The sequence below is a fragment of the Methylobacterium symbioticum genome (assembly GCF_902141845.1).
Lineage (GTDB): Bacteria > Pseudomonadota > Alphaproteobacteria > Rhizobiales > Beijerinckiaceae > Methylobacterium > Methylobacterium symbioticum.
Genome location: NZ_CABFPH010000043.1, coordinates 1 through 19,713, shown reverse-complemented (window position 1 = coordinate 19,713; position 19,713 = coordinate 1). Strand labels below are relative to the sequence as shown.

Sequence of the window (19,713 nt, the reverse complement as noted above, 5' to 3'; positions counted from 1 at the left end):
CTCAGCCGGCGAAGGCTTGCGCGAAGCGGGTCAGGGTCGGCTCGTCGGTGAGGTCGAGGCGCAGCGGCGTCACCGAGATCCGCTTCTCGGCGATCGCCTTGAGGTCGGAGCCGTTGCCCGGCTCGAACCGCGCCTTGGCGAAGGCCAGCCAGAAATAGGGATTGCCCCGCCCGTCCGTGCGCGCATCGATGGCCAGCAGCGCCTGGTTGCGCTGCCCCTGCGCCGCGACCGCGATGCCGGCGACCTCCTCCGGCTCGCAATCGGGGAAGTTCACGTTGACGAGGATGCCGGGATCGAAGCCCACATCGAGGATCTGCCGCACGACCCGGGGCCCGTGCGTGCGGGCGCAGTGCCAGCGGACATTGCCGCGCCCGCCCGGCCCATAGGCCTGGCTCATGGCGATCGCCTTCACGCCGAGGATGGTGCCCTCCATCGCCGCCGCGATCGTGCCGGAATAGGTCACGTCCTCGGCGACGTTCTGGCCGCGGTTGACCCCCGACAGCACGAGGTCCGGCGGCTGGTCGCCGAGGATGTGGCGCACGCCCATGATCACGCAGTCGGAGGGCGTGCCCTTGATGGCGAAGCGCGTCTCGGAGACCTGGCGCAGGCGCAGCGGATCGTTCAGCGAGAGCGAGTGCGACACGCCCGACTGGTCGCTCTCGGGCGCCACCACCCAGACGTCGTCCGAGATCTCGCGGGCGATCTCCTCCAGGGTGGCGAGGCCCGGCGCGTGGATGCCGTCGTCGTTGGTGACGAGAATGCGCATCAGCTGGCAGGCCCCTCGATCCGGTTCAGGCCGCCCATATAGGGCTGGAGGACGGACGGGATCGTGACGCTGCCGTCCGGGTTCTGGTAATTCTCCATCACGGCGATCAGCGCGCGGCCGACCGCGACGCCGGAGCCGTTGAGGGTGTGAACGTACGAGACGCCCTTGCCCTCCTTCGGGCGGTAGCGTGCGTTCATCCGCCGCGCCTGGAAGTCGCCGCAGACCGAGCAGGACGAGATCTCGCGATAGGTCTCCTGGCCCGGCACCCAGACCTCAATGTCGTAGGTCTTCTGCGAGGCGAAGCCCATGTCGCCGGTGCAGAGGGTCATCACCCGGTAGGTGAGGTCGAGCTTCTTCAGCACCGCCTCGGCGCAGGCGAGCATGCGCTCGTGCTCCTCCTCGGACTTCTCCGGCGCGGTGATCGAGACGAGTTCCACCTTGTTGAACTGGTGCTGGCGCAGCATGCCGCGGGTGTCGCGCCCCGCCGCCCCGGCCTCGGCCCGGAAGCAGGGGGTGAGCGCGGTGAAGCGCAACGGCAGCGCGTCCTCGGCGAGGATCGACTCGCGCACGAGGTTGGTCAGCGGGACCTCGGCGGTGGGGATCAGCCAGAAGCCGTCGCCCGCCGCGAACTGGTCGTCGCGGAACTTCGGCAACTGGGCCGTGCCGAACATCGCGTCGTCGCGCACGAGGACCGGAGGCACCACCTCCGTATAGCCGTGCTCCTGCGTGTGCAGGTCGAGCATGAACTGCCCGAGCGCCCGCTCCAGCCGCGCGAGCTGCCCTTTCAGCACCACGAAGCGCGAGCCGGAGAGCTTGGCCGCCGCCTCGAAATCCATCAGGCCGGTGGCCTCGCCAAGCTCGAAATGCTGCCGCCCGGTGGTCAGGCGCGGGCGGCTCGCCGCGAAGCTGCGATATTCGACGTTGCCGTGCTCGTCGGCGCCCTCGGGCACCTCCGGTTTCGGCCGGTTCGGGATCGCGGCGAGGCGCTCGTCGAGGACCTTTCCGGCCTCCGCCTGCGCCGCGTCGAGCCCCGGCGCCTCGTCCTTCAGGCGGGCGACCTCGGCCATCAGCTCCGCAGCGCGCGCCTCGTCCTTCGCCTTCTTGGCGCCGCCGATCTCCTTGGCGAGCGCATTCCGCCGCTCCTGGTTCGCCTGCGCGGCCGAGATCGCGGCCTTGCGCGCGTCGTCCAGCGCGATCAGCTCGGCGGAAAGGGGGGCCAGGCCGCGGCGTTCGAGGTCGCGGTCGAACGCGGCCGGGTTGTCGCGGATGGCGCGGATGTCGTGCATGGCGTCGGGCTCGGGGTTTCGCGCGCCCGCTTTGCAGCATGATCGCCGGGGGGACAAGGTTGGCGGGCGCGGCGCGCCCTCCCTCCCCCATCTCAAGTCGGGCCTGCCCGACTTGGGCACAGGTGAGCGGAACTCGGGCAAGCCCGAGTTCCGTGGGGGCAGGGGAAAGGCGGGCGCATTTGACAATCCCGGCCCGATCACCGACACGGCCCGCCGCGATGCCGCGCCGGCGCTCCTCGATGACGGACCACGCATGACCAGCCTGTCCGCAGGCCGCGCGGGGACCGCGGACCCCGATCTGATCGACCGTCTGCCCGGCCTCGCCGCGCTGACGCATGCCCGGGCCTGCGCCGCCCTGCTCCTCCTCGCCCTCGTCCTGTTCCTGCCGGGACAGATCGCGCTCCAGCCGATGGACCGCGACGAGCCGCGCTTCGCGCAGGCCTCGAAGCAGATGCTGGAGACGGGCGACCTCGTGGATATCCGCTTCCAGGGGGAGGCGCGCCACAAGAAGCCGGTCGGCATCTACTGGCTGCAAGCGGCGAGCGTCGCGGCGGGCGAGGCGCTGGGCGTGCCCGCCGCGCGCAACGCCATCGCCCTCTACCGGATCCCCTCGCTGCTGGGCGCCTGCGCGGCCCTGCTGCTGAGCTACTGGGCGGCGCTCGCCTTCCTCAACCGGCGCGGCGCGCTGCTGGCCGCCGCCCTGTTCGGCGCCTGCCTGATGCTCTCGGCGGAGGCGCGCCTCGCCAAGACCGATGCGGTGCTGACCGCCTGCGCGGTGGCGAGCTTCGGGGCGCTCGCCCGGGCCTGGCTCTCGCGGGGCACCCTGGTGCCGCTGCCGCGCTCCGCCCTCGTCGCCTTCTGGGGCGGGATGGCGCTCGGCATCCTGGTGAAGGGGCCGATGGTGCCGCTCTTCGTCGGGCTGCCCGCCCTGGTGCTCTCCGTGTGGGTGCGCGACGCGCACTGGCTGGCGCGCCTGCGTCCCCTCCCCGGCCTCGCCGTGGTGGCGCTCGCCGTCGCGCCCTGGTTCCTCGCCATCGCCTGGAAGAGCGGCGGCGCCTTCTTCACCGAGGCGGTCGGGAACGACATGCTCGGCAAGGTCGGCGGCGCCAAGGAGAAGCACTGGGGCCCGCCCGGCGCCTACACCCTCGCCTTCTTCGCGACCTTCTGGCCGGCCGCCGCCTTCGCGGCCTTGAGCCTGCCCTTCGCCTGGCACAGGCGGACCGACGACGCCGTCGCCTTCCTGATCGCGGCGGTGCTGCCGGCCTGGCTGATCTTCGAGGCCGTGCCGACGAAGCTGCCGCATTACGTGCTGCCGCTGATGCCGGCCTTCGCGATCCTCACCGTGCTGGCCCTGCGCGCCGGCGCCCTCGATCCGGCCCGCCGCGGCGCGGGCGCGGTCGCCGCGCTCGTCTGGGTCATCCCCGTCGGCATCACCCTCGGCCTCGCCGCCGCCGGCTGGCAACTCGACCACCGGATCCCCTGGGCCTCGCTGCCGCTGCTGCTCGGCGCCTGCGGCCTGGCGCTGGCGAGCTGGTCGGCCTTCCGGGCCGCGGCGCCCGAGCGCGCCCTGGTGCTGGCGGTGCTCGCGAGCCTGCTCCTGGCGCCCGGCCTGTTCGGCCTCGCGCAGCGGGAGATCCCGGCCCTCAAGGTCTCGCCGCGCCTCGCCGCGATCCGCGACGCCCTGCCCTGCCGGGCCCCGCAGGTGGCGAGCCTCGGCTATCGCGAGCCGAGCCTCGTCTTCCTGATCGGCACCGATCTCGCCACGCCGCCCTCCGGTGCGGCGGCCGCGGACTTCCTCCAGGCCGGCGGCTGCCGCCTGCTCTTCGTCGAGGACCGGCTCGCGGCCGAGTTCGCGGCCGAGGTCGCAGGCCCTCGGGGCGGTGCCCCGGCACCGGCCGAGGTCGGCCGGGTGGACGGCTTCAACATCAATGGCGGGCGGCGCATCGGCCTCACCGCCTACGCGGTGGTCCCGTGAGCGCGATCCGTCTGAGCGTCGTGGTGCCGGTCAAGAACGAGGCCGGCAACGTCGCGGCCCTCCTGGCCGAGCTGGAGCGGGCCTGCGCGCCGCTGAGCCCCTTCGAGGTGATCTACGTGGATGACGGCTCGACCGACGCCACGCCCGCCATCCTGGCCGACCAGCGGCGGGACCGGCCCTGGCTGCGCGTGCTGCGCCACGCCCGCAGCGCCGGGCAATCGGCGGCGGTGCGCAGCGGCGTCGCGGCCGCGCGCGGCCCGATCATCGCCACCCTCGACGGCGACGGCCAGAACGACCCGGCCTACATCCCGGCCCTGTTCGCGGCGCTGGAGGAGGGCGGACCCCGGGCCGGCCTCGCGCAGGGCCAGCGCCAGGGCCGCAAGGACGGCGCCTTCAAGATGCTGCAGTCGCGCATCGCCAACGGGGTGCGCGGGCGCATCCTGAACGATTCGACCCGGGATACCGGCTGCGGCCTCAAGGTGTTCCGCCGGGCGGTCTATCTGCGGTTGCCCTATTTCGACGCGCTGCACCGGTTCATGCCGGCCCTCGTCGCCCGCGAGGGCTACGCCGTCGTCCACCGCGACGTGGTCGACCGCCCGCGCTTCTCGGGGACCTCGAATTACGGGCTGTTCGACCGGCTCTGGGTCGGCATCCTCGATCTGGCCGGGGTCTGGTGGCTGATCCGGCGCAAGCGCGCGACGCCCGAGGTGGCGGAGGTGGAACCGTGCTGATCCAGCTCGCCGAGGACCTGCCGGCCTATTTCTACGACGTCTTCGTCACCCGCTTCGACTTCTGGCTGGTCTTCGGCATCGTCGCGCAGCTGGTCTTCGGCTCGCGCTTCATCCTGCAATGGCTGGCGAGCGAGCGGGCGGGCCGCAGCGTGATGCCGCTCTCGTTCTGGTTCCTGTCGATCCTCGGCGGGCTGATGACCCTGGTCTACGGCTTCGTGCGCAAGGAGCCGGTGATCATCATCGGTCAGGGCCTCTCGACAGGGATCTACCTGCGCAACCTCGCCCTGATCTTCCGCGAGCGACGGAAGACCCGGGCGATGGGGCGCTGAGCTTTCAGAGCTTGCCTGATTGGATCGCGGATTCCTGTCTGAGCCTCCAACGTTCGACCTCATCCTTCGAGGCCGTTTGCGCGGCACCTCAGGATGCGGCGAGCGGACGGGACGAGCCGCGTATCGATGCGGGGGCTCGCTTGATCTCGCTCCAACCGACGCTCAGCTCGCCGCCCGGAGCCGCGCGAAGCCGGCCTCTAGGTCGGCCTTGAGGTCGGCGACCTCCTCCAGGCCGATATGGAAGCGCAGGGCCCAGCCGCCGGGCTCCCAGGTGGTGGCCGTGCGGTAGGGCGCGCAGTCGAAGGGGATGACGAGGCTTTCGAAGCCGCCCCAGGAGAAGCCCATCCCGAACAGCTCCAGCCCGTCGAGCATGGCGGCGAGCGCGGCCTCCGGGCAGGGCTTCAGGATGACGCCGAACAGGCCGGAGGCGCCGGAGAAATCGCGCTTCCAGATGGCGTGGCCGGGATCCTCGGGGAGGGCCGGGTGCAGCACCCGCAGCACCTCGGGCCGCGCCTGGAGCCAGCGCGCCATCTCCAGGCCGGCCCGGCCGTGCTCGCGCAGGCGCAGATTCATGGTGCGCAGGCCCCGCAGCGCCAGGAAGATGTCCTCCGGCCCGGCGCATAGGGCGAAATGGTCGAAGGTCCGCCGCACCGCCGGGAAGTGCTTCGCGTTGGCCGAGGTCAGGCCGAGGAGCAGGTCCGAGCCGCCGCTGAGATATTTGGTGCCGGCCTCCACCGCGATGTCGACGCCGCGCTCGTGCGGCGGGAACAGCAGCGGCGTCGCCCAGGTGTTGTCCATGATCACGGTGCCGCCGCGCGCGTGCACCACCTCGGCGATGGCCGGAATGTCCTGCATCTCGAAGCTCTGCGAGCCCGGCGCCTCGACCAGCACGGCGCGGGTGTTCTCGCGCATCAGCGCGGCGATGCCCGCCCCGATCGTCGGGTCGTAATAGGTCGTCTCGACGCCGAAGCGCTTGAGCACGCCGTCGCAGAATTGGCGCGTCGGGCGGTAGGCGGAATCGGTGACGAGGAGGTGGTCCCCGGCCGAGACCGCGGCCATCAGCGCCACGGTCAGCGCGGCGAGGCCCGACGGCGTCACCACCGTGCCGGCCGCGCCCGCGAGCTCGGTCCAGGCCTCGGTGAGCGCGTCCATAGTCGGCGTCGCCGAGGTGCCGTAATTGTAGCGGCCCCGCCGATGCTTGATCGCGTCGTAGGTCGGGTAGAGCACCGTCGAGCCGCGATAGATCGGCGTGTTGACGAAGCCGTGCTGCTCGGACGGGTCGCGCCCCGCATGGACGAGGCGCGTGGCGGGGCCGTGGTTCGGGTTCTTCCTCAACGTCGCTCGCTCGGATCTCAGGAGGGGGGTTCCGCCGCACGAAGCGCAAGCGGGATGCGAGGTCAAGCGAGCCGGGTCACGGGTTCCGCTTCGTTAACGGGCCTCGGCCTATCCTGCGGTCGTAGTGTCGCGTCACCCTGGTCCGTCGCGTTGCGTATCCTGCGTTTTCTGGCCGGCGCCTCCGTGGCCGGCCTCAGCACCCTGACCATCGGTTTCGTCGCCGCCGACCGGCTGAGCCATCTGGCCCCGCCCCCGGTCGTCGCGAAGGCGACGCCCGAGCCCTCGGCCACCGGCTCCATCGCCGTGCCGAAGCCGGAGGCGCCCGTCGCCGCCGTGAAGGCGCCGCCGAAGATCCCGAACGGCTTCGACACCGAGCGCCTGCACGCGCTGATGCGCGGCGACCCGATCCTGCCGCCGAGCAAACGGTAGCGGTTCAGGCCGCCAGCAGCGCGCGCCCGTCATGGCCGGCGATCCGCACCGTGCGGATCGTGCCGGGCTCCGCGTCGAGCCGCACGGGCGTGAAGCCCTCCGTGCGGCCGGTGCCGCCGCGCTCGGCCAGGACCCGGTGCGTGCGGCCGACCTCCCCGTCGAGGTGCCGGACGAGGGCCGCCTCCCCCGCCGCACGTAGGAGCGCCGCCCGCTCGCGGATCGCTTCCTGCGCCACCGCCGGCATCCGCGCGGCCGGGGTGCCGGGCCGCGCCGAGTAGGGGAAGACGTGGAGATGCGTCAGACCGCATTCCGCCACGAGGTCGAGGCTGCGGCCGAACTGCGCCTCGGTCTCGGTGGGGAATCCGGCGATCAGGTCGGCTCCGAACACGATCTCCGGGCGGATCCGCCGGATCTCGGCGCAGAAGCGGATGGCGTCGGCGCGGGCATGGCGCCGCTTCATCCGCTTGAGGACGAGGTCGTCGCCCGCCTGCAGCGAGAGGTGGAGATGGGGCATCAGCCGCTCCTCCTCGGCGAGCGCGCGCAGCAGCGCGGGATCGGCCTCGACCGAATCGATCGAGGAAAGCCTGAGCCGGGCGAGGTCCGGCACGCCGTTGAGGATCGCCCGGACCAGGGTGCCGAGCGTCGGCTCGCCGAGGTCGCGCCCATAGGCGGTGAGATCGACGCCGGTCAGCACGACCTCGCGCCCGCCCTGCTCGACGATCCGCGCCACCTGGGCCACCACCGCAGCGACGGGCACCGAGCGCGAGGTCCCGCGTCCGAACGGGATGACGCAGAAGGTGCAGCGGTGGTCGCAGCCGTTCTGCACCGGCACGAAGGCCCGGGTATGGCCCGCCATGCCGGCGATGCGGGTGCCCGGCGCGGTGCGCGCCGCCATCACGTCCGGCACAGTGCGGAGGGGCTCCGCGCGCCAGGCCGCCGGTTCGGTCTTCTCGGCATTGCCGACGAGACGGGCGACCTCGGGCATCGCGGCATAGGCCGCCGTCTCCACCTGCGCGCCGCAGCCCGTCACCGCGATGGTGGCGTCCGGCCGTTCGCGGTGCAGGCGGCGGATCGCCTTGCGGGCCTGCCGCCCGGCCTCCGCCGTCACCGCGCAGGTGTTCACGATGACGAGATCGCCCTCCGCCCCGGCGGCGGCCTCGCGCATCACCTCCGATTCGACGGTGTTGAGGCGGCAGCCGAAGGTGAGGGTCTCGACCGCCATCAGTCGGACCCGGCGAACAGCTCCGGCGCGAAGCTGCCCTCCGCCTCCAGGAAGACCGGGCCGGTCATCAGCACGTGGTCGTCGGCGCGCCACTCGATGACGAGGTCGCCGCCGGGCAGGCTCACCGTGGCCTGCCGCCCGATCATCCGCAGCCGCGAGGCCGCCACCACCGTGGCGCAGGCGGCGGTTCCGCAGGCGAGCGTCAGGCCCGCGCCGCGCTCCCAGACCCGGAGCTTGATCGCCTCGCGGCCGGTGATCTGCGCCACCGAGATGTTGGCGCGCTCCGGGAAGATCGGATGGTTCTCGAGGAGCGGCCCGATCCGGCCGAGGTCGAACGTGTCGGGGTCGCGCTCGGTGAAGAACACCGCGTGGGGGTTGCCCATGCTGACCACGCCCGGCGAGTGCAGGATGGGATCGTCGATCGGGCCGATCTGCAGCTCGATCCGCCGGGTGTCGGGGAAGGGCTCGGCCAGCGGGATCTCGTTCCAGGCGAGGCGCGGCTGACCCATGTCGACGGTGAAGGAGCGGTCGGCCACCCGCCGCACGGCCACGAGCCCGGCCACCGTCTCCAGGGTGAGGCGCCCGTTCTCGGCGGGCCGCGCCATCGCCGGATCGTCGAACATGGCATAGGCGACGCAGCGCGTGCCGTTGCCGCAGGCGCCGGATTCCGAGCCGTCCGTGTTGTAGATCCGCATGAAGGCGTCGGTGCCCGCGCTCACGGGATCGTGCACGACCATGAGCTGGTCGAAGCGCGAGCCCGGATCGGCCGCGATGGCGCGCGCCTCCGCGGGCGTCACGCGGATCTCGGTGCCGCGCAGGTCCAGCACGACGATGGCGTTGCCGGCGCCGTGCATCTTCAGGAAACGTCGGTTCGCGAGGGGGCTCATCAGCTTCGGGCTTAGCGGTGCTCTCGAGGGGAGGCGGCGGAGTGCCGACCGGCGGGCCGCGACGGAGGAGTGCGTGGGGCGCTATATCGCAAACCCGCGTGCCATGCGCGAGGTCCGGCATGTCGGGGCTGGTGTGAGGCCTCCGTACCCTCGCAGGCCGCCCGGTTCGTCACTACCTTGGCGCCGCGCCCGCCCGGACGATTCGTCCCGGGCCGGTCCGAGAACCTGCCGGAGCGACTTCGTGATCCGCCTCAATCCCACGTTGCCGGCCACGGTGCTGGCCGCCCTCGGCCTCGTGCTCGCCGGCCCGGCCTCCGCGCAGCAGCAGCCCCCGCCGCCGCCCTCCACCGCCCCCTCGCCCGCGCAGACCAACCCGCTGCCGACCACCACCGCGCCGAACCCGCCGCAGGATCCGGAGAAGTCGAGCGCGCCGCAGCCCGAGAAGGCGCTGACCCCACCGACCACGCCGCCCGCCGATGCCAAGCCGAACGCTGCGAGCGCCCGCCCGACCCTCGTCGAGACCAAGGGCGATGCCAGCGACGTGGACGAGGTCTCGCTGCCGGCCAAGCCCGCCGCGATCCTCGCCGGCAAGTCCAAGTGGGAGGAGGCTGTGCCCAGCCTGCGCCAGAGCTTTTCCCGGATCGAGGCCGAGCTCGCCAAGGCCGGCATCGTGCCCGCCGGCCGGCCGATCGCGGTCTTCACCCGAACCGACGACGACGGTTTCCAGTACGAGGCCATGATCCCGGTGGCGCAGGCACCCGAGCCGAAGCCGGAGGGCGAGATCCGTTTCGGCACCACGCCGAGCGGCAAGGCCCTGCGGTTTGCCCATAACGGGTCCTACGAGGGCATCGACGGCACCTATGAGACGCTGACCGCCTATCTCGATGCCAAGGACATCATGGTCCAGGACCGCTTCATCGAGGAATACGTCACGGACCTGAAGGACGGCGCCGACGACAAGCTCGACGTGAACATCTACGCGCTGGTGCGCTGACGCGCCGCTGCCGGGCCCGGAACCGCGGACCGGCCCCGCGGATTCGAGCCCGCATGGCTCTTCCCCTCCGACACGAGGCCCCCGGGACTGCGCGCCCGGTCCGGCCCGCACCGAACGCCGGCTCCGGGCCGGCCCCGGACCTCGCCGAGAAGGCGCTCGCCGTGCACCGGCGCCTCTGCCCGGTCTATGGCTGCCCGATCCCGTATTTCCACGCGCTCGACCCGGTGAGCGAGCTCGTCTCGTCGCTGCTCTCCCACCGGACGCGCAACGCCGATTCGGGCCGCGCCTTCAAGCGCCTGCGCGCGCGCTTTCCGGACTGGGAGGCGGTGATCGCGGCGCCCACGCCCGAGATCGAAGCGGCGATCGCGGGCGTCACCTGGCCCGAGCTGAAGGCGCCACGGATCCAGGCGGTGCTCGCGGCGGTGGCCGAGCGGGCGGGCTCCCTCGATCTCGGCTTCCTGGCCGGGATGGAGGTCGAGGCGGCCCGCACCTGGCTCCAGGCGATCCCCGGGATCGGGCCGAAGACCAGCGCCGCGGTGCTCTCCTTCTCGACCCTGCGGATGCCAGCTCTGCCGGTCGACAGCCACCACCACCGCGTCGCCCAGCGCCTCGGCCTGATCGGCCCGAAGGTCGATGTCGGGCCCGCGCACCCGATCCTGCGCGCGCAGCTGCCCGCCGATTGGAGCGCGCAGGACCTCTACGACAATCACGAGGTGCTGATGCTGCACGGGCAGAAGGTCTGCCACTTCCGCAACCCGGCCTGTCCCCGCTGCGTGCTCGCCGACATCTGTCCCAGCGCGCGGACCGGCTGAGCGCCAGCCTTGACCCCAGCGGCGCCGCCGGGTCAGAAGCCGGATCCCGCGGCGCTCCGCGGGTCTGTTCAGGCGGGGAAAGCCACGCGATGGCTGCGTTCAAGGAACTGGTGTTCTCCGGCGTCCAGCCGACCGGGAACCTGCATCTCGGCAATTATCTCGGTGCCATCAAGCGCTTCGTGGAGATGCAGGCGCGTGACGCGCAGTGCCTCTACTGCGTGGTCGACATGCACGCGATCACCCTCTGGCAGGACCCGGAGGCCCTGCGCGGCCAGATCCGCGAGGTCACGGCCGCCTTCCTCGCCGCCGGCATCGACCCGAAGCGGAGCATCGTGTTCAACCAGAGCCAGGTGCCGCAGCACGCGGAGCTGGCCTGGATCTTCAACTGCGTCGCCCGCCTCGGCTGGCTGAACCGCATGACCCAGTTCAAGGACAAGGCCGGCAAGGACCGCGAGAACGCGAGCATCGGCCTCTACGACTATCCCGTGCTGATGGCCGCCGACATCCTGGCCTACCGGGCAACGCATGTCCCCGTGGGCGAGGACCAGAAGCAGCACCTGGAGCTGACCCGCGACATCGCGCAGAAGTTCAACACCGATTTCGGCGCGTCGATCAGCGCCCACGGCCATGGCGAGGGCTTCTTCCCGCTGACCGAGCCGCTGATCGGCGGACCTGCGGCCCGCGTTATGTCCCTGCGCGACGGCGCGAAGAAGATGTCGAAGTCGGACCCGTCCGACAATTCGCGCATCAATCTCACCGACGATTCCGACCTGATCGCCCAGAAGGTGCGCAAGGCCAAGACCGACCCGGACGCCCTCCCCTCCGAGACCGAGGGGCTGAAGGGCCGGCCCGAGGCCGACAATCTCGTGGGCATCTTCGCGGCGCTCTCGGAGACGACGCGCGAGGCCGTGCTGCAGCAGTATGGCGGCGCGCAGTTCTCGGCCTTCAAGGGCGCCCTCGTCGATCTGGCCGTCGAGAAGCTCGCGCCGATCAATGCCGAGATGAAGCGGCTCACCGCCGATCCCGCCCATATCGACGCGGTGCTGGCGGATGGGGCCGAGCGCGCCGAGGCGATCGCGGCCCCGACGCTGGCCGCCGTGAAGGACATCGTCGGCTTCGTGCGGCGCGGGCCGCGGCTGAGCGCCGTCGGATAGGACGGCCAACGGAGGACGCCATGATCAGGGCGCTCGTCTTCGACGTCTTCGGAACGCTGGTGGACTGGCGCTCCGGCGTGGCGCGCGAGGCGGAGCGCCTGATCCCGGGTGTCGATGGGGGCGCCTTCGCCGATGCGTGGCGCGCCCGCTACCAGCCCTCCCTGGAGACGGTGCGCTCGGGCGCCCGCGCTTACGTCGATCTCGACGTGCTGCACGCCGAATCCCTGCCCGCAATCGTGGCGCAGCTCGGCCTGCCGCCCCTGTCGGAGGCGGTGGCCGCGGAGCTGGTCCAGGCCTGGCACCGGCTCGATGCCTGGCCCGAGGTTCCCGCCGCGATGGCGCGGCTCGCGACGCGCCATCTCCTCGCTCCGGCCTCGAACGGGCATGTGCGGCTCGCCGTCGATCTCGCCCGGCGCAACCGCCTGCCCTTCGACGCGATCCTCGGGGCCGGCTATTCCCGCGCCTACAAGCCGATGCCGGCGGTCTATCGCGACGCGGTCGCCGCCTTCGGCTTCGCGCCGGACGAGACCCTGATGGTCGCGGCCCATTCGAGCGATCTCGCCGCCGCCGCCGCGGAGGGCCTCGCCACCGCCCATATCGCCCGACCGCGCGAGCACGGCCCGGCGGGCGGCGAGACGGCGCCCGGCCTGCCCGTCACCTACGCGGCAGGCGACCTCGCGGAGCTGGCCGACCAACTCGCCTGCTGATCCGGGTGTCGAGAGGGATCATCCCTCTCGCGGGTCCGGGCAGAGCCCGGAACAAGCCGGGGCGTCGCCCCGGCACTCGACCGACGGGACCCAGTCCCTTCGGGATCCGCGGTTTCAGGCGGCCTTCACGCCCATCAGGAAGGTGCCGACCTCCTGGCGCAGGTTCTCGGAGTGGCGCGACAGTTCCTGCGCGGCGCCGAGCACCTGGGCTGCGGCGGCCCCCGTCGAGCCCGCGCCGTGGCGCACGTCGGCGATGCTGCCGGCGACCGCACCGGTGCCGCTCGCGGCCTCCTGGACGTTGCGGGCGATCTCGTGGGTCGCGGCGCCCTGCTCCTCCATCGCGGCGGCGATGGCGTTCGAGACGGCGGCCATCTCCGCGATGGTCTGGCCGATGCTGCGGATCGCCTCGACGGATTGGTGGCTCGCCTGCTGGATCGCGCCGATCTGGCCGGCGATCTCCTCGGTGGCGCGGGTGGTCTGGCCGGCGAGTTCCTTCACCTCCGCCGCGACCACGGCGAAGCCCCGGCCCGCCTCCCCGGCGCGGGCCGCCTCGATCGTGGCGTTGAGCGCCAGAAGGTTGGTCTGGCCGGCGATGGAGTTGATCAGGGCGATCACCGTGTCGATGCGCTCGGCCGCGCTGGCGAGCTGGCGCACGAGGCCGTCGGTGCGGCGCGCGGCGTCAGCGGCCTCTTGGGCGATGCGGGCCGATTGCCCGGCCTGCTGGGTGATCTCGGTGATCGAGGCCGACATCTGCTCGCTCGCCGCGGCGACCGTCTGCACGTTGGCCGAGGTGTGCTCGGCCGCCCGCATGGCGGTGGTGGACTGGCGCGTGGTCTGCTCGGCCGTGCTCGCCATGGCCTGGGCGGTGGCCTCCATCTCGGTCGCCGCCCCGGCGAGCCCTTGCGTCAGGACCGAGACATTGGCCTCGAAAGCCTTGGTCAGGGCGTCGAGATGGTTGGCGCGCCGCATCTTGGCGTCGGCCTCGTCGGCGGCCTCCGCGTCGGCGCGCGCCTTGGCGATCAGGGCCTCCTTGAACACCGTGACGGTGCGGGCCATGGCGCCGAGCTCGTCGCCGCGGTCGGCGCCCGGCACGGCCACGGCGTAGTCGCCCGCGGCCAGCCGCTCCATCGTGACCGTCATGGCGGAGACCGGCTGCGAGACGCCGCGGCCGACGCGCCAGGCGAGCAGCCCGCCGATGACGAGGGCAACCGCGCCGATGGCGATCACGAGGAACCGGAGCCGGCCGGCATTCTCGGTCATCGAGGCCATGATCTGGCGCTGGTCGCCGACCGCGGCTTCGCGCAGGGCGCTGCCCAGCCCGACGAGGGAATCGCCGATCGTCCTGAGGTCCTGGTCGGCGGCGGCGAGGGCGCCCGCGCCGTTGATCACGCCGTCGAGCGCCGTCTTCAGCGGTCCGAGCTTGGCGTTGGCCACCTTGAGCGAGGCCTGGAGCGCGCCCGCGCCATCGAGCCGGGTGAGCGCGGCGAGCTCGCGCCCGTAGCGGGCGAACTCGACGCTCGCGGTGTTCGCGTCGGCCGGGTTGTTGCTGGAGCGGAAGGTCTGCGCGGCCGCGAGGCTGCTCTGCAGCGCGCGGTCGGCCCGGAAGGCGGCCTCCGCGAGCGCCGGGTCGTCGCCGGCGCGGGTCGCCATGGCGTAGCCCGCGTTCGAGAGGGCGATGCCCTGCTTGGCGAGGTCCGCCAGCGCCGCCTTGCGCGCCTGGATGACCGCGATCATGGCCTCGGCGCTGCGGGCATAGTCGTGCGCCCTGGCCTGGATCGCCGCGGCCTGCGCGCCGCCCGAGGCCGCGTTGCGATCACCCTCGGCGGTGAGCTTGGCGAGTCCGGCCTTCAGATCGGCCAGCATCTCGCCCTGCTCGGTGCGCATGTAGTTGAGCACGAGGCGGCGCACGCCGTTCAGCTGCAGCTCGAAGGCGCTGGCGCTCTCGGCGGCCTGCACGCGGGCATTGGCGCCCTCGATCTCGCCGTTGAGCGCGCTGACGCTGCCGAAGGTGACGAGCGCCGAGGCGGTGAGAAGGAGGAGCACCACGCCGAAGCCGGCCAGGATGCGCTGCGCGACCGAGAGGCGGTCGAGACGGAGAATGGTCATCGGCGGAGCTTCCCTTGCGGTTCAGCGGACGGACTTGATCTGCCGGATGGTCTCGGCGCCGAAGGTCTTGCTGAACTCGGCCGTGGTGGTCTGGAGGCTCCGCTCGAAGGCCGCGCGGTCGACGGTTGCGACCACGTTCATCCCCGCCTTGCGCAGGGACTCGACGCCCTCGATCTCGGCGCGGCCGGCGACCTCGCGGGAGACCTGGCCCGCAGCCTTGGCGGCCTCCACGAAGGCCTTCTGCTCGGCGGGGCCGAGCGCGTCCCAGGCGGATTTCGACATGATCATCGCGGCCCAGGAATAGACGTGGCCGCTCAGCGTCAGATGGGTCTGGACCTTCTCGAAATGCGAGGCGGTGATCACCGCGATCGGGTTCTCCTGGCCGTCGAAGCGGCCCGATTGCAGGGCGCCGTAGAGGGCCGGGAAGGCGAGCGGCTCGGCCTTGACGCCGAAGGCGCGGAAGCCAGCCAGCATGATGTCGGATTGCGGCACCCGCATCGAGAGACCCTTGAGGTCCTCGGGCGTCGTCACGGCCCGCTTCGCATTGGTGATGTGCCGCATGCCGTTCTCGCCCCAGGCGAGCGCGACGAGCCCCTTCTGCTGGAACTTCCGCAGGTAGTCCTGGCCGATCGGGCCGTCGAAGACCGCGTGCGCGTGGCGCGCGTCGCGGAACAGGAACGGAATGTCGAAGACGCCGAAATCCGGGATGATGCCGGAGAACGGCGCGCTGGTGATGAAGGCGATGTCGAGATGGCCCTGGCGGAGTTCCTCGGCCGTCTCGACCTCGCCGCCGACCGTGCCGTTCGGATAGAGCTCGACCCGGTAGCTGCCGCCCGTGCGCTTGGCGACCTCGCTGGCGAAGCGCTCGGCGCCCGCTCCGAGCTGTGAGCTCTGCGAGAACAGATAGCCGAGCCGCAGCACCCGCTCCTGTGCCTCGGCCCGGGGTGCCCCGAAAATCGAGCAGAGCCCGAGCAAGGCGGCAGCGATTCTCAAGCGTCCGGGCACCGGGCGATCCTCTGTGTGTTTCGCATTTTGAATGCCAGAGGATGATTAAAGGAGCGTTGTCGCCCAAATTGTGCCGATGCCAATAGCCTGGCCGGTCGCGGCGCTGCTTGCGGTGCAAGCAGCGCATGGCAGTTCGATACATCGAATGGTCGGGCTTTATCGGATAATGTGGATTTTACATTGAAAGTATTCGCCCGATAGTGGCAGGATCGATCAGATGTGAATCCGATCACGTCGACGTGAATTCAATGCAGGGGCTTGGTGTCGCACGGGCGCCGATCCGTGTGCTGGCGGCATCGGCCCGCGGGCAGCCGGATCATGCCGTCGGCATGAGCCACGGTCCCGCATGAATAGGCGCGACGCGGTTCAGTTGTGTGCAAATCGACCGTTCGGAGACCGAAGAAAAAGTCCGGAACGGAAACGAGCAGGCTGGCGTTCTTGCCGCAGCTTGTGTCGCACCCATCGCGACGGCATCAGAGGAGACCCTTCATGCGTATGCTGTTCATTGCGGGCGCCGCTCTCGTGGGCCTCGCCGGACTGTCGACCGGCGCGAGCGCCGAGGAAACGACCGTGGTCCGCCGCGACAGCGGCCCGAGCGTCGCGGTCGAGCGCCGCGAAGGGGTTGTCGAGCATCGCGACATCACCACCGGAACCGTCGATTGCGGCTCGAAGACCGTCCACAAGGAGGACGGCATGGGCAATTCCAAGACCGTCCACAAGGAAGGCTGCAACTGAGCGGCCTGACGCGGAGCCGCGCCCGGCCTGCCTCAGGCGGGCGCCGCTCCGAATTGCCGCTCTGACCCGCCCCCGACCGCCGAGCCGGAACCCGGCCCGGCCCGAGGGCCCGCTCTGCAGAGGAGCCGATCCATCATGACGAACAAGCTTCTTCTCACCCTGGCGGCTGCCGCCGCCCTCGCCCTGCCGGCCGCGGCCCAGGCCCAGGGCACCCTGCGCGGCGCCGCCGAGGGCGCCGAGGTCGGCGCGGACGCAGCCGGCCCGATCGGCGGGATCGTCGGCGGCGCGGTCGGTGCGGCCACGGGCACCGTCGGCGGCATCCTCGGCATCGACGACCGCCCGCGCTTCCGCACCTATGTGCGCGAGCGGAATGTCAGCTCCTACAGCTGGGGCGGCCCCGTCCGCGTCGGCACCGTGCTGCCGGATGATGGTGTGACCTATTACGAGGTGCCGACCGAGTATCGCGTACGGCCCGGTTACCGCTACACCATCGTCAACGAGCAGCCGGTCCTGGTCGATCGCGGGCACCGCATCGTCGAGATCGTCGATTAGGCCGAGGCGGTCCCGCGCCGTCTCGACCCCGCGAGCCCGCCCGGCCCCCGCCGCGGCGGGCTCGTCGCTGTCCGATTTGGGCTCACTCTGGCCGGCTGCCCATCCCTCTCCCCCGACCGATCTCGGGCTTGCCCGGGATCGGCAACGTGGAACCGAAGTCGGGCAAGCCCGACTTCGGTCGGGGCGAGGGGATCCGAGGCGAGCCGCTCCGATGGCTTGGCCTTCGCCTCAACCTGCCCGCTTCGCCAGCCCGGTCTCGACGAGGCGTGCCCAGAAGGCGGCGCCGATGGGCGCGGCCGCGTCGTTGAAGTCGTAGTGCGGGTGGTGCAGCGCGGCGCTGTCGCCGTTGCCGATGAACAGGTAGGCGCCCGGCCGGCGGCCGAGCATGTAGGAGAAGTCCTCCGCCGCCATCATCGGGGCCACGGCGCGCTCGACCTTGTCGTCGCCCACGAGGCCTGCCGCCACGTCGGCCATGAAGCTGGCCTCGTCCGGGTCGTTCTCGGTGACCGGGTAGCTCGAGCCGAAATCGACGCTGCCGACCGCCCCGAAGGAGCGGGCGACGCCCTCGACCAGGGCCGTGATCCGCTCCTTGATCGCCTCGCGCACCGGCTGCGACAGCGCCCGCATGGTGCCGCGCATGGTGACGGTCTGGGGCAGCACGTTGAAGGCCTCGCCCGCATCGAGGGTGCAGACCGAGACCACGGCCGATTGCAGCGGGTCGAGGTTGCGCGACACGATCGATTGCAGGGCGATGATCACGTGGCTCGCCACCACGACGCTGTCCACGGCGTGCTGCGGCAGGGCGGCGTGGCCGCCGCGCCCCTCGATGGTCAGGGTGAAGCGGTCGGTCGAGGCCATGATCGGCCCAGGCCGGATCGCGAACTGCCCGAGCGGCAGGCCGGGGATGTTGTGCATGCCATAGACCGATGCGATGCCGAAGCGCTCCATCAGCCCGTCCTCGACCATCGCCTCGCCGCCACCGCCGCCCTCCTCGGCAGGCTGGAAGATCAGCACCGCCTGCCCGTCGAAGTCGCGGGTCTCGGCGAGATAGCGCGCGGCGCCGAGCAGCATCGCGGTGTGCCCGTCATGCCCGCAGGCGTGCATCGTGCCGGGCACGGTCGAGCGGTAGGCTAGGTCGCGCACCTCCTGGATCGGCAGGGCGTCCATATCGGCGCGCAGGCCGATCGCCCGGTTCGAGCGCCCGCCCCTGCCCCGGATGACGCCGACGACGCCGGTGCGTCCGATCCCGGTGACGACCTCGTCGCAGCCGAAGGCGGTGAGCTTCTCGGCCACGAAGGCCGCCGTGCGGTGCACGTCGTAGAGGAGTTCGGGGTGGGCGTGCAGGTCCTGCCGCCATGCGACGATCTCGTCGGCGAAGTCCTGGATCCGATCGATGGCGGGCATGGGTCCCTGCGAGGCTGGTCAGCTTGGCCGGCGGATGACGAGCAAACGGGAGGCCAGATCCCGCGTCAACGGCCCGGCAGGCCGGGCCGGCGCCGACGTCGGGGCGGTGGAGCGGCGTCGCCGGCCGCGAGATCGTCGAGGATCGGGCAATCGGGCCGGGAATCGCCGCAGCAGGCCTCGGCCAGCCGCTCCAGGGTGCGGGCCATGCCCTCCAGCTCGGCGATGCGGCGGCGCAGATCCGCGACCTGATCCTGCGCGATCGCCTTGACGCTGGCGCTCGGCCGCGCCCGGTCGTGCCAGAGGGCGAGCAACTCGGCGATGGCCTCGACGCTGAAGCCGAGATCGCGGGCCCGCCGCACGAAGCGCAGGGTGTGGAGATCGGCCTCGCTGTAATGGCGATAGCCCGAGTCCGAGCGCAGGGCCGGCGGCAGCAGCCCGGTCTCCTCGTACCAGCGGATCATCTTGGCCGAGACGCCGCTGCGCCGGGCCGCCTCGCCGATGGTGACCGTCTCGGCACTCATGCGGCGTCCTCCGCCAGGCGCTCCGTCGGCGAGCGCCCTGTCAGCGATGGCCCCGCCCGGGTGCCCGCCCGGCTCAGCCGCAGGGCGTTGCCCAGCACGAACAGGCTCGACAGGGCCATGGCGCCGGCCGCCAGGATCGGCGACAGGCTCGGGCCGCCGAAGGCGGCGGGCAGACCGGCCGCCACCGGAATCAGGGCGACGTTGTAGGCGAAGGCCCAGAACAGGTTCTGGCGGATGTTGCGCATCACCGCCCGCGACAGGTCCACCGCCTCGACGAGAGGGCCAAGCGCGCCCGCCATCAGCACCACATCGGCGCTCTCGACCGCGATGTCGGTGCCCGTGCCGATGGCGAGGCCGACATCGGCCTCGGACAGAGCCGGGGCGTCGTTGATGCCGTCCCCGACGAAGGCGACCGGCCCGTGGCCTGCGCGCAGCGCACGCACCGCCTCGACCTTGCCCGCGGGCAGCACCTCCGCCGAGATCTCGGTGATGCCGAGTTCCTGCGCCACCTCCTCTGCGGTGCGCCGGTCGTCGCCCGTGACCATCGCCACGAGGAGGCCGCGGGCGCGCAGGGCCGCCACCGCCGCCCGCGCCTCCACCTTCACGGGATCGGCGACCGCGAGCACGGCGGCGTGGCGCCCGTCGACGGCGAGATGGAGCGGGGTCTTCCCCGCCCGCGCGAGGCGGTCGGCCTCGGCGGCGAGGCCCGGATCGAGGGCGATGCCGAGCCGGTCGAGGTGGCGCCGGGCGCCCAGGGCGACCG

20 protein-coding genes are annotated in these 19,713 nt (G+C 71.9%); 10 read left to right on the top strand and 10 right to left on the bottom strand.

The window, feature by feature from the left end; all coding sequences use genetic code 11:
- Nucleotide 1: 1 nt before the first annotated feature.
- A complete protein-coding gene (gene surE / locus MET9862_RS15505) occupies nucleotides 2–766 on the bottom strand; it encodes a 5'/3'-nucleotidase SurE (RefSeq protein WP_142583810.1) in 765 nt (254 codons plus the stop codon).
- On the bottom strand, nucleotides 766–2,052 hold the full coding sequence (gene serS, locus MET9862_RS15500) for a serine--tRNA ligase (RefSeq protein ID WP_142583809.1): 1,287 nt from the start codon (nucleotides 2,050–2,052) through the stop codon (nucleotides 766–768). Before serS ends, surE begins: the two co-directional genes overlap by 1 nt.
- A 253-nt stretch (nucleotides 2,053–2,305) precedes the next feature.
- Between serS and MET9862_RS15495 the strand changes: the two genes are divergently transcribed.
- Genes MET9862_RS15495 through MET9862_RS15485 form a run of 3 tightly spaced genes read left to right on the top strand, consistent with a single transcriptional unit; the run spans nucleotide 2,306 to nucleotide 5,087 of the window.
- On the top strand, nucleotides 2,306–4,027 hold the full coding sequence (locus MET9862_RS15495) for an ArnT family glycosyltransferase (RefSeq protein ID WP_142583808.1): 1,722 nt from the start codon (nucleotides 2,306–2,308) through the stop codon (nucleotides 4,025–4,027).
- Nucleotides 4,024–4,758 (top strand): glycosyltransferase family 2 protein, encoded by a 735-nt coding sequence (locus MET9862_RS15490; protein ID WP_142583807.1) that lies wholly within the window; start codon nucleotides 4,024–4,026, stop codon nucleotides 4,756–4,758. Before MET9862_RS15495 ends, MET9862_RS15490 begins: the two co-directional genes overlap by 4 nt.
- A complete protein-coding gene (locus tag MET9862_RS15485; protein WP_142583806.1) occupies nucleotides 4,752–5,087 on the top strand; it encodes a lipid-A-disaccharide synthase N-terminal domain-containing protein in 336 nt (111 codons plus the stop codon). Before MET9862_RS15490 ends, MET9862_RS15485 begins: the two co-directional genes overlap by 7 nt.
- A gap of 162 nt (nucleotides 5,088–5,249) precedes the next feature.
- Here the strand turns inward: MET9862_RS15485 and metC are convergent, their stop codons facing one another.
- Entirely contained in the window at nucleotides 5,250–6,422 is a 1,173-nt protein-coding gene (gene metC / locus MET9862_RS15480; RefSeq protein WP_142583805.1) for a cystathionine beta-lyase, read from the bottom strand.
- Between the two features lie 150 nt (nucleotides 6,423–6,572).
- On the opposite strand from metC, the gene MET9862_RS15475 reads away from it, so the two are divergent.
- The gene (locus tag MET9862_RS15475) at nucleotides 6,573–6,851 is read left to right on the top strand and encodes a hypothetical protein (RefSeq protein WP_142583804.1); all 279 of its coding nucleotides are present in this window, start codon (nucleotides 6,573–6,575) and stop codon (nucleotides 6,849–6,851) included.
- 4 nt (nucleotides 6,852–6,855) lie between these two features.
- Here MET9862_RS15475 and mtaB read toward each other — a convergent pair whose 3' ends face one another.
- Together mtaB and dapF are read right to left on the bottom strand one after the other, a co-directional pair.
- Nucleotides 6,856–8,073 (bottom strand): tRNA (N(6)-L-threonylcarbamoyladenosine(37)-C(2))-methylthiotransferase MtaB, encoded by a 1,218-nt coding sequence (gene mtaB / locus MET9862_RS15470; RefSeq protein WP_142583803.1) that lies wholly within the window; start codon nucleotides 8,071–8,073, stop codon nucleotides 6,856–6,858.
- Nucleotides 8,073–8,960 carry a diaminopimelate epimerase gene (gene dapF / locus MET9862_RS15465; RefSeq protein ID WP_142583802.1) on the bottom strand — a complete coding sequence of 296 codons (888 nt, stop codon included), beginning with the start codon at nucleotides 8,958–8,960 and terminating at the stop codon, nucleotides 8,073–8,075. The genes mtaB and dapF overlap by 1 nt, the downstream gene beginning before the upstream one ends.
- Before the next feature lie 241 nt (nucleotides 8,961–9,201).
- Here dapF and MET9862_RS15460 point away from each other — a divergent pair, with 241 nt between their 5' ends.
- From MET9862_RS15460 to MET9862_RS15445, 4 genes are all read left to right on the top strand, one after another.
- Entirely contained in the window at nucleotides 9,202–9,954 is a 753-nt protein-coding gene (locus tag MET9862_RS15460) for a GyrI-like domain-containing protein (RefSeq protein WP_244612734.1), read from the top strand.
- A 53-nt stretch (nucleotides 9,955–10,007) separates the two neighbouring features.
- On the top strand, nucleotides 10,008–10,766 hold the full coding sequence (locus MET9862_RS15455; RefSeq protein WP_142583801.1) for an endonuclease III domain-containing protein: 759 nt from the start codon (nucleotides 10,008–10,010) through the stop codon (nucleotides 10,764–10,766).
- Between the two features lie 89 nt (nucleotides 10,767–10,855).
- Nucleotides 10,856–11,920 carry a tryptophan--tRNA ligase gene (gene trpS / locus MET9862_RS15450; protein WP_142583800.1) on the top strand — a complete coding sequence of 355 codons (1,065 nt, stop codon included), beginning with the start codon at nucleotides 10,856–10,858 and terminating at the stop codon, nucleotides 11,918–11,920.
- A gap of 20 nt (nucleotides 11,921–11,940) precedes the next feature.
- Nucleotides 11,941–12,627 carry a haloacid dehalogenase type II gene (locus MET9862_RS15445; protein WP_142583799.1) on the top strand — a complete coding sequence of 229 codons (687 nt, stop codon included), beginning with the start codon at nucleotides 11,941–11,943 and terminating at the stop codon, nucleotides 12,625–12,627.
- 114 nt (nucleotides 12,628–12,741) lie between these two features.
- On the opposite strand, the gene MET9862_RS15440 is transcribed toward MET9862_RS15445, so the two are convergent.
- On the bottom strand, nucleotides 12,742–14,733 hold the full coding sequence (locus MET9862_RS15440) for a methyl-accepting chemotaxis protein (protein ID WP_142583798.1): 1,992 nt from the start codon (nucleotides 14,731–14,733) through the stop codon (nucleotides 12,742–12,744).
- A gap of 21 nt (nucleotides 14,734–14,754) precedes the next feature.
- Nucleotides 14,755–15,726, bottom strand: coding sequence for a DctP family TRAP transporter solute-binding subunit (locus MET9862_RS15435; RefSeq protein WP_142583797.1), 972 nt, complete (start codon nucleotides 15,724–15,726; stop codon nucleotides 14,755–14,757).
- Between the two features lie 501 nt (nucleotides 15,727–16,227).
- Between MET9862_RS15435 and MET9862_RS15430 the strand changes: the two genes are divergently transcribed.
- Both MET9862_RS15430 and MET9862_RS15425 read left to right on the top strand, forming a co-directional pair.
- Nucleotides 16,228–16,473: a hypothetical protein gene (locus tag MET9862_RS15430; RefSeq protein ID WP_142583796.1), complete on the top strand. Its 246-nt coding sequence runs from the start codon at nucleotides 16,228–16,230 to the stop codon at nucleotides 16,471–16,473.
- 135 nt (nucleotides 16,474–16,608) lie between these two features.
- Nucleotides 16,609–17,025, top strand: a complete 417-nt coding sequence (locus tag MET9862_RS15425) for a DUF1236 domain-containing protein (protein WP_142583795.1) — start codon at nucleotides 16,609–16,611, stop codon at nucleotides 17,023–17,025.
- A gap of 228 nt (nucleotides 17,026–17,253) precedes the next feature.
- On the opposite strand, the gene MET9862_RS15420 is transcribed toward MET9862_RS15425, so the two are convergent.
- The 3 genes from MET9862_RS15420 to MET9862_RS15410 all read right to left on the bottom strand — a co-directional run.
- Nucleotides 17,254–18,429, bottom strand: coding sequence for a M20 aminoacylase family protein (locus MET9862_RS15420; protein ID WP_142583794.1), 1,176 nt, complete (start codon nucleotides 18,427–18,429; stop codon nucleotides 17,254–17,256).
- A gap of 65 nt (nucleotides 18,430–18,494) precedes the next feature.
- Nucleotides 18,495–18,950, bottom strand: coding sequence for a Cu(I)-responsive transcriptional regulator (gene cueR, locus MET9862_RS15415; RefSeq protein WP_142583793.1), 456 nt, complete (start codon nucleotides 18,948–18,950; stop codon nucleotides 18,495–18,497).
- A partial coding sequence (locus MET9862_RS15410; protein WP_142583792.1) for an HAD-IC family P-type ATPase occupies nucleotides 18,947–19,713 on the bottom strand: 767 nt, incomplete at its 5' end. The genes MET9862_RS15410 and cueR, both read right to left, overlap by 4 nt.

Coding starts and splice junctions, on each gene's coding strand:
- trpS (WP_142583800.1), top strand. CDS start 10,856: ATGGCTGCGTTCAAGGAACTGGTGTTCTCCGGCGTCCAGCCGACCGGG.
- MET9862_RS15495 (WP_142583808.1), top strand. CDS start 2,306: ATGACCAGCCTGTCCGCAGGCCGCGCGGGGACCGCGGACCCCGATCTG.
- MET9862_RS15425 (WP_142583795.1), top strand. CDS start 16,609: ATGACGAACAAGCTTCTTCTCACCCTGGCGGCTGCCGCCGCCCTCGCC.
- MET9862_RS15440 (WP_142583798.1), bottom strand. CDS start 14,733: ATGACCATTCTCCGTCTCGACCGCCTCTCGGTCGCGCAGCGCATCCTG.
- MET9862_RS15430 (WP_142583796.1), top strand. CDS start 16,228: ATGCGTATGCTGTTCATTGCGGGCGCCGCTCTCGTGGGCCTCGCCGGA.
- MET9862_RS15455 (WP_142583801.1), top strand. CDS start 10,008: ATGGCTCTTCCCCTCCGACACGAGGCCCCCGGGACTGCGCGCCCGGTC.
- cueR (WP_142583793.1), bottom strand. CDS start 18,950: ATGAGTGCCGAGACGGTCACCATCGGCGAGGCGGCCCGGCGCAGCGGC.
- surE (WP_142583810.1), bottom strand. CDS start 766: ATGCGCATTCTCGTCACCAACGACGACGGCATCCACGCGCCGGGCCTC.
- serS (WP_142583809.1), bottom strand. CDS start 2,052: ATGCACGACATCCGCGCCATCCGCGACAACCCGGCCGCGTTCGACCGC.
- MET9862_RS15420 (WP_142583794.1), bottom strand. CDS start 18,429: ATGCCCGCCATCGATCGGATCCAGGACTTCGCCGACGAGATCGTCGCA.
- mtaB (WP_142583803.1), bottom strand. CDS start 8,073: ATGGCGGTCGAGACCCTCACCTTCGGCTGCCGCCTCAACACCGTCGAA.
- dapF (WP_142583802.1), bottom strand. CDS start 8,960: ATGAGCCCCCTCGCGAACCGACGTTTCCTGAAGATGCACGGCGCCGGC.
- MET9862_RS15445 (WP_142583799.1), top strand. CDS start 11,941: ATGATCAGGGCGCTCGTCTTCGACGTCTTCGGAACGCTGGTGGACTGG.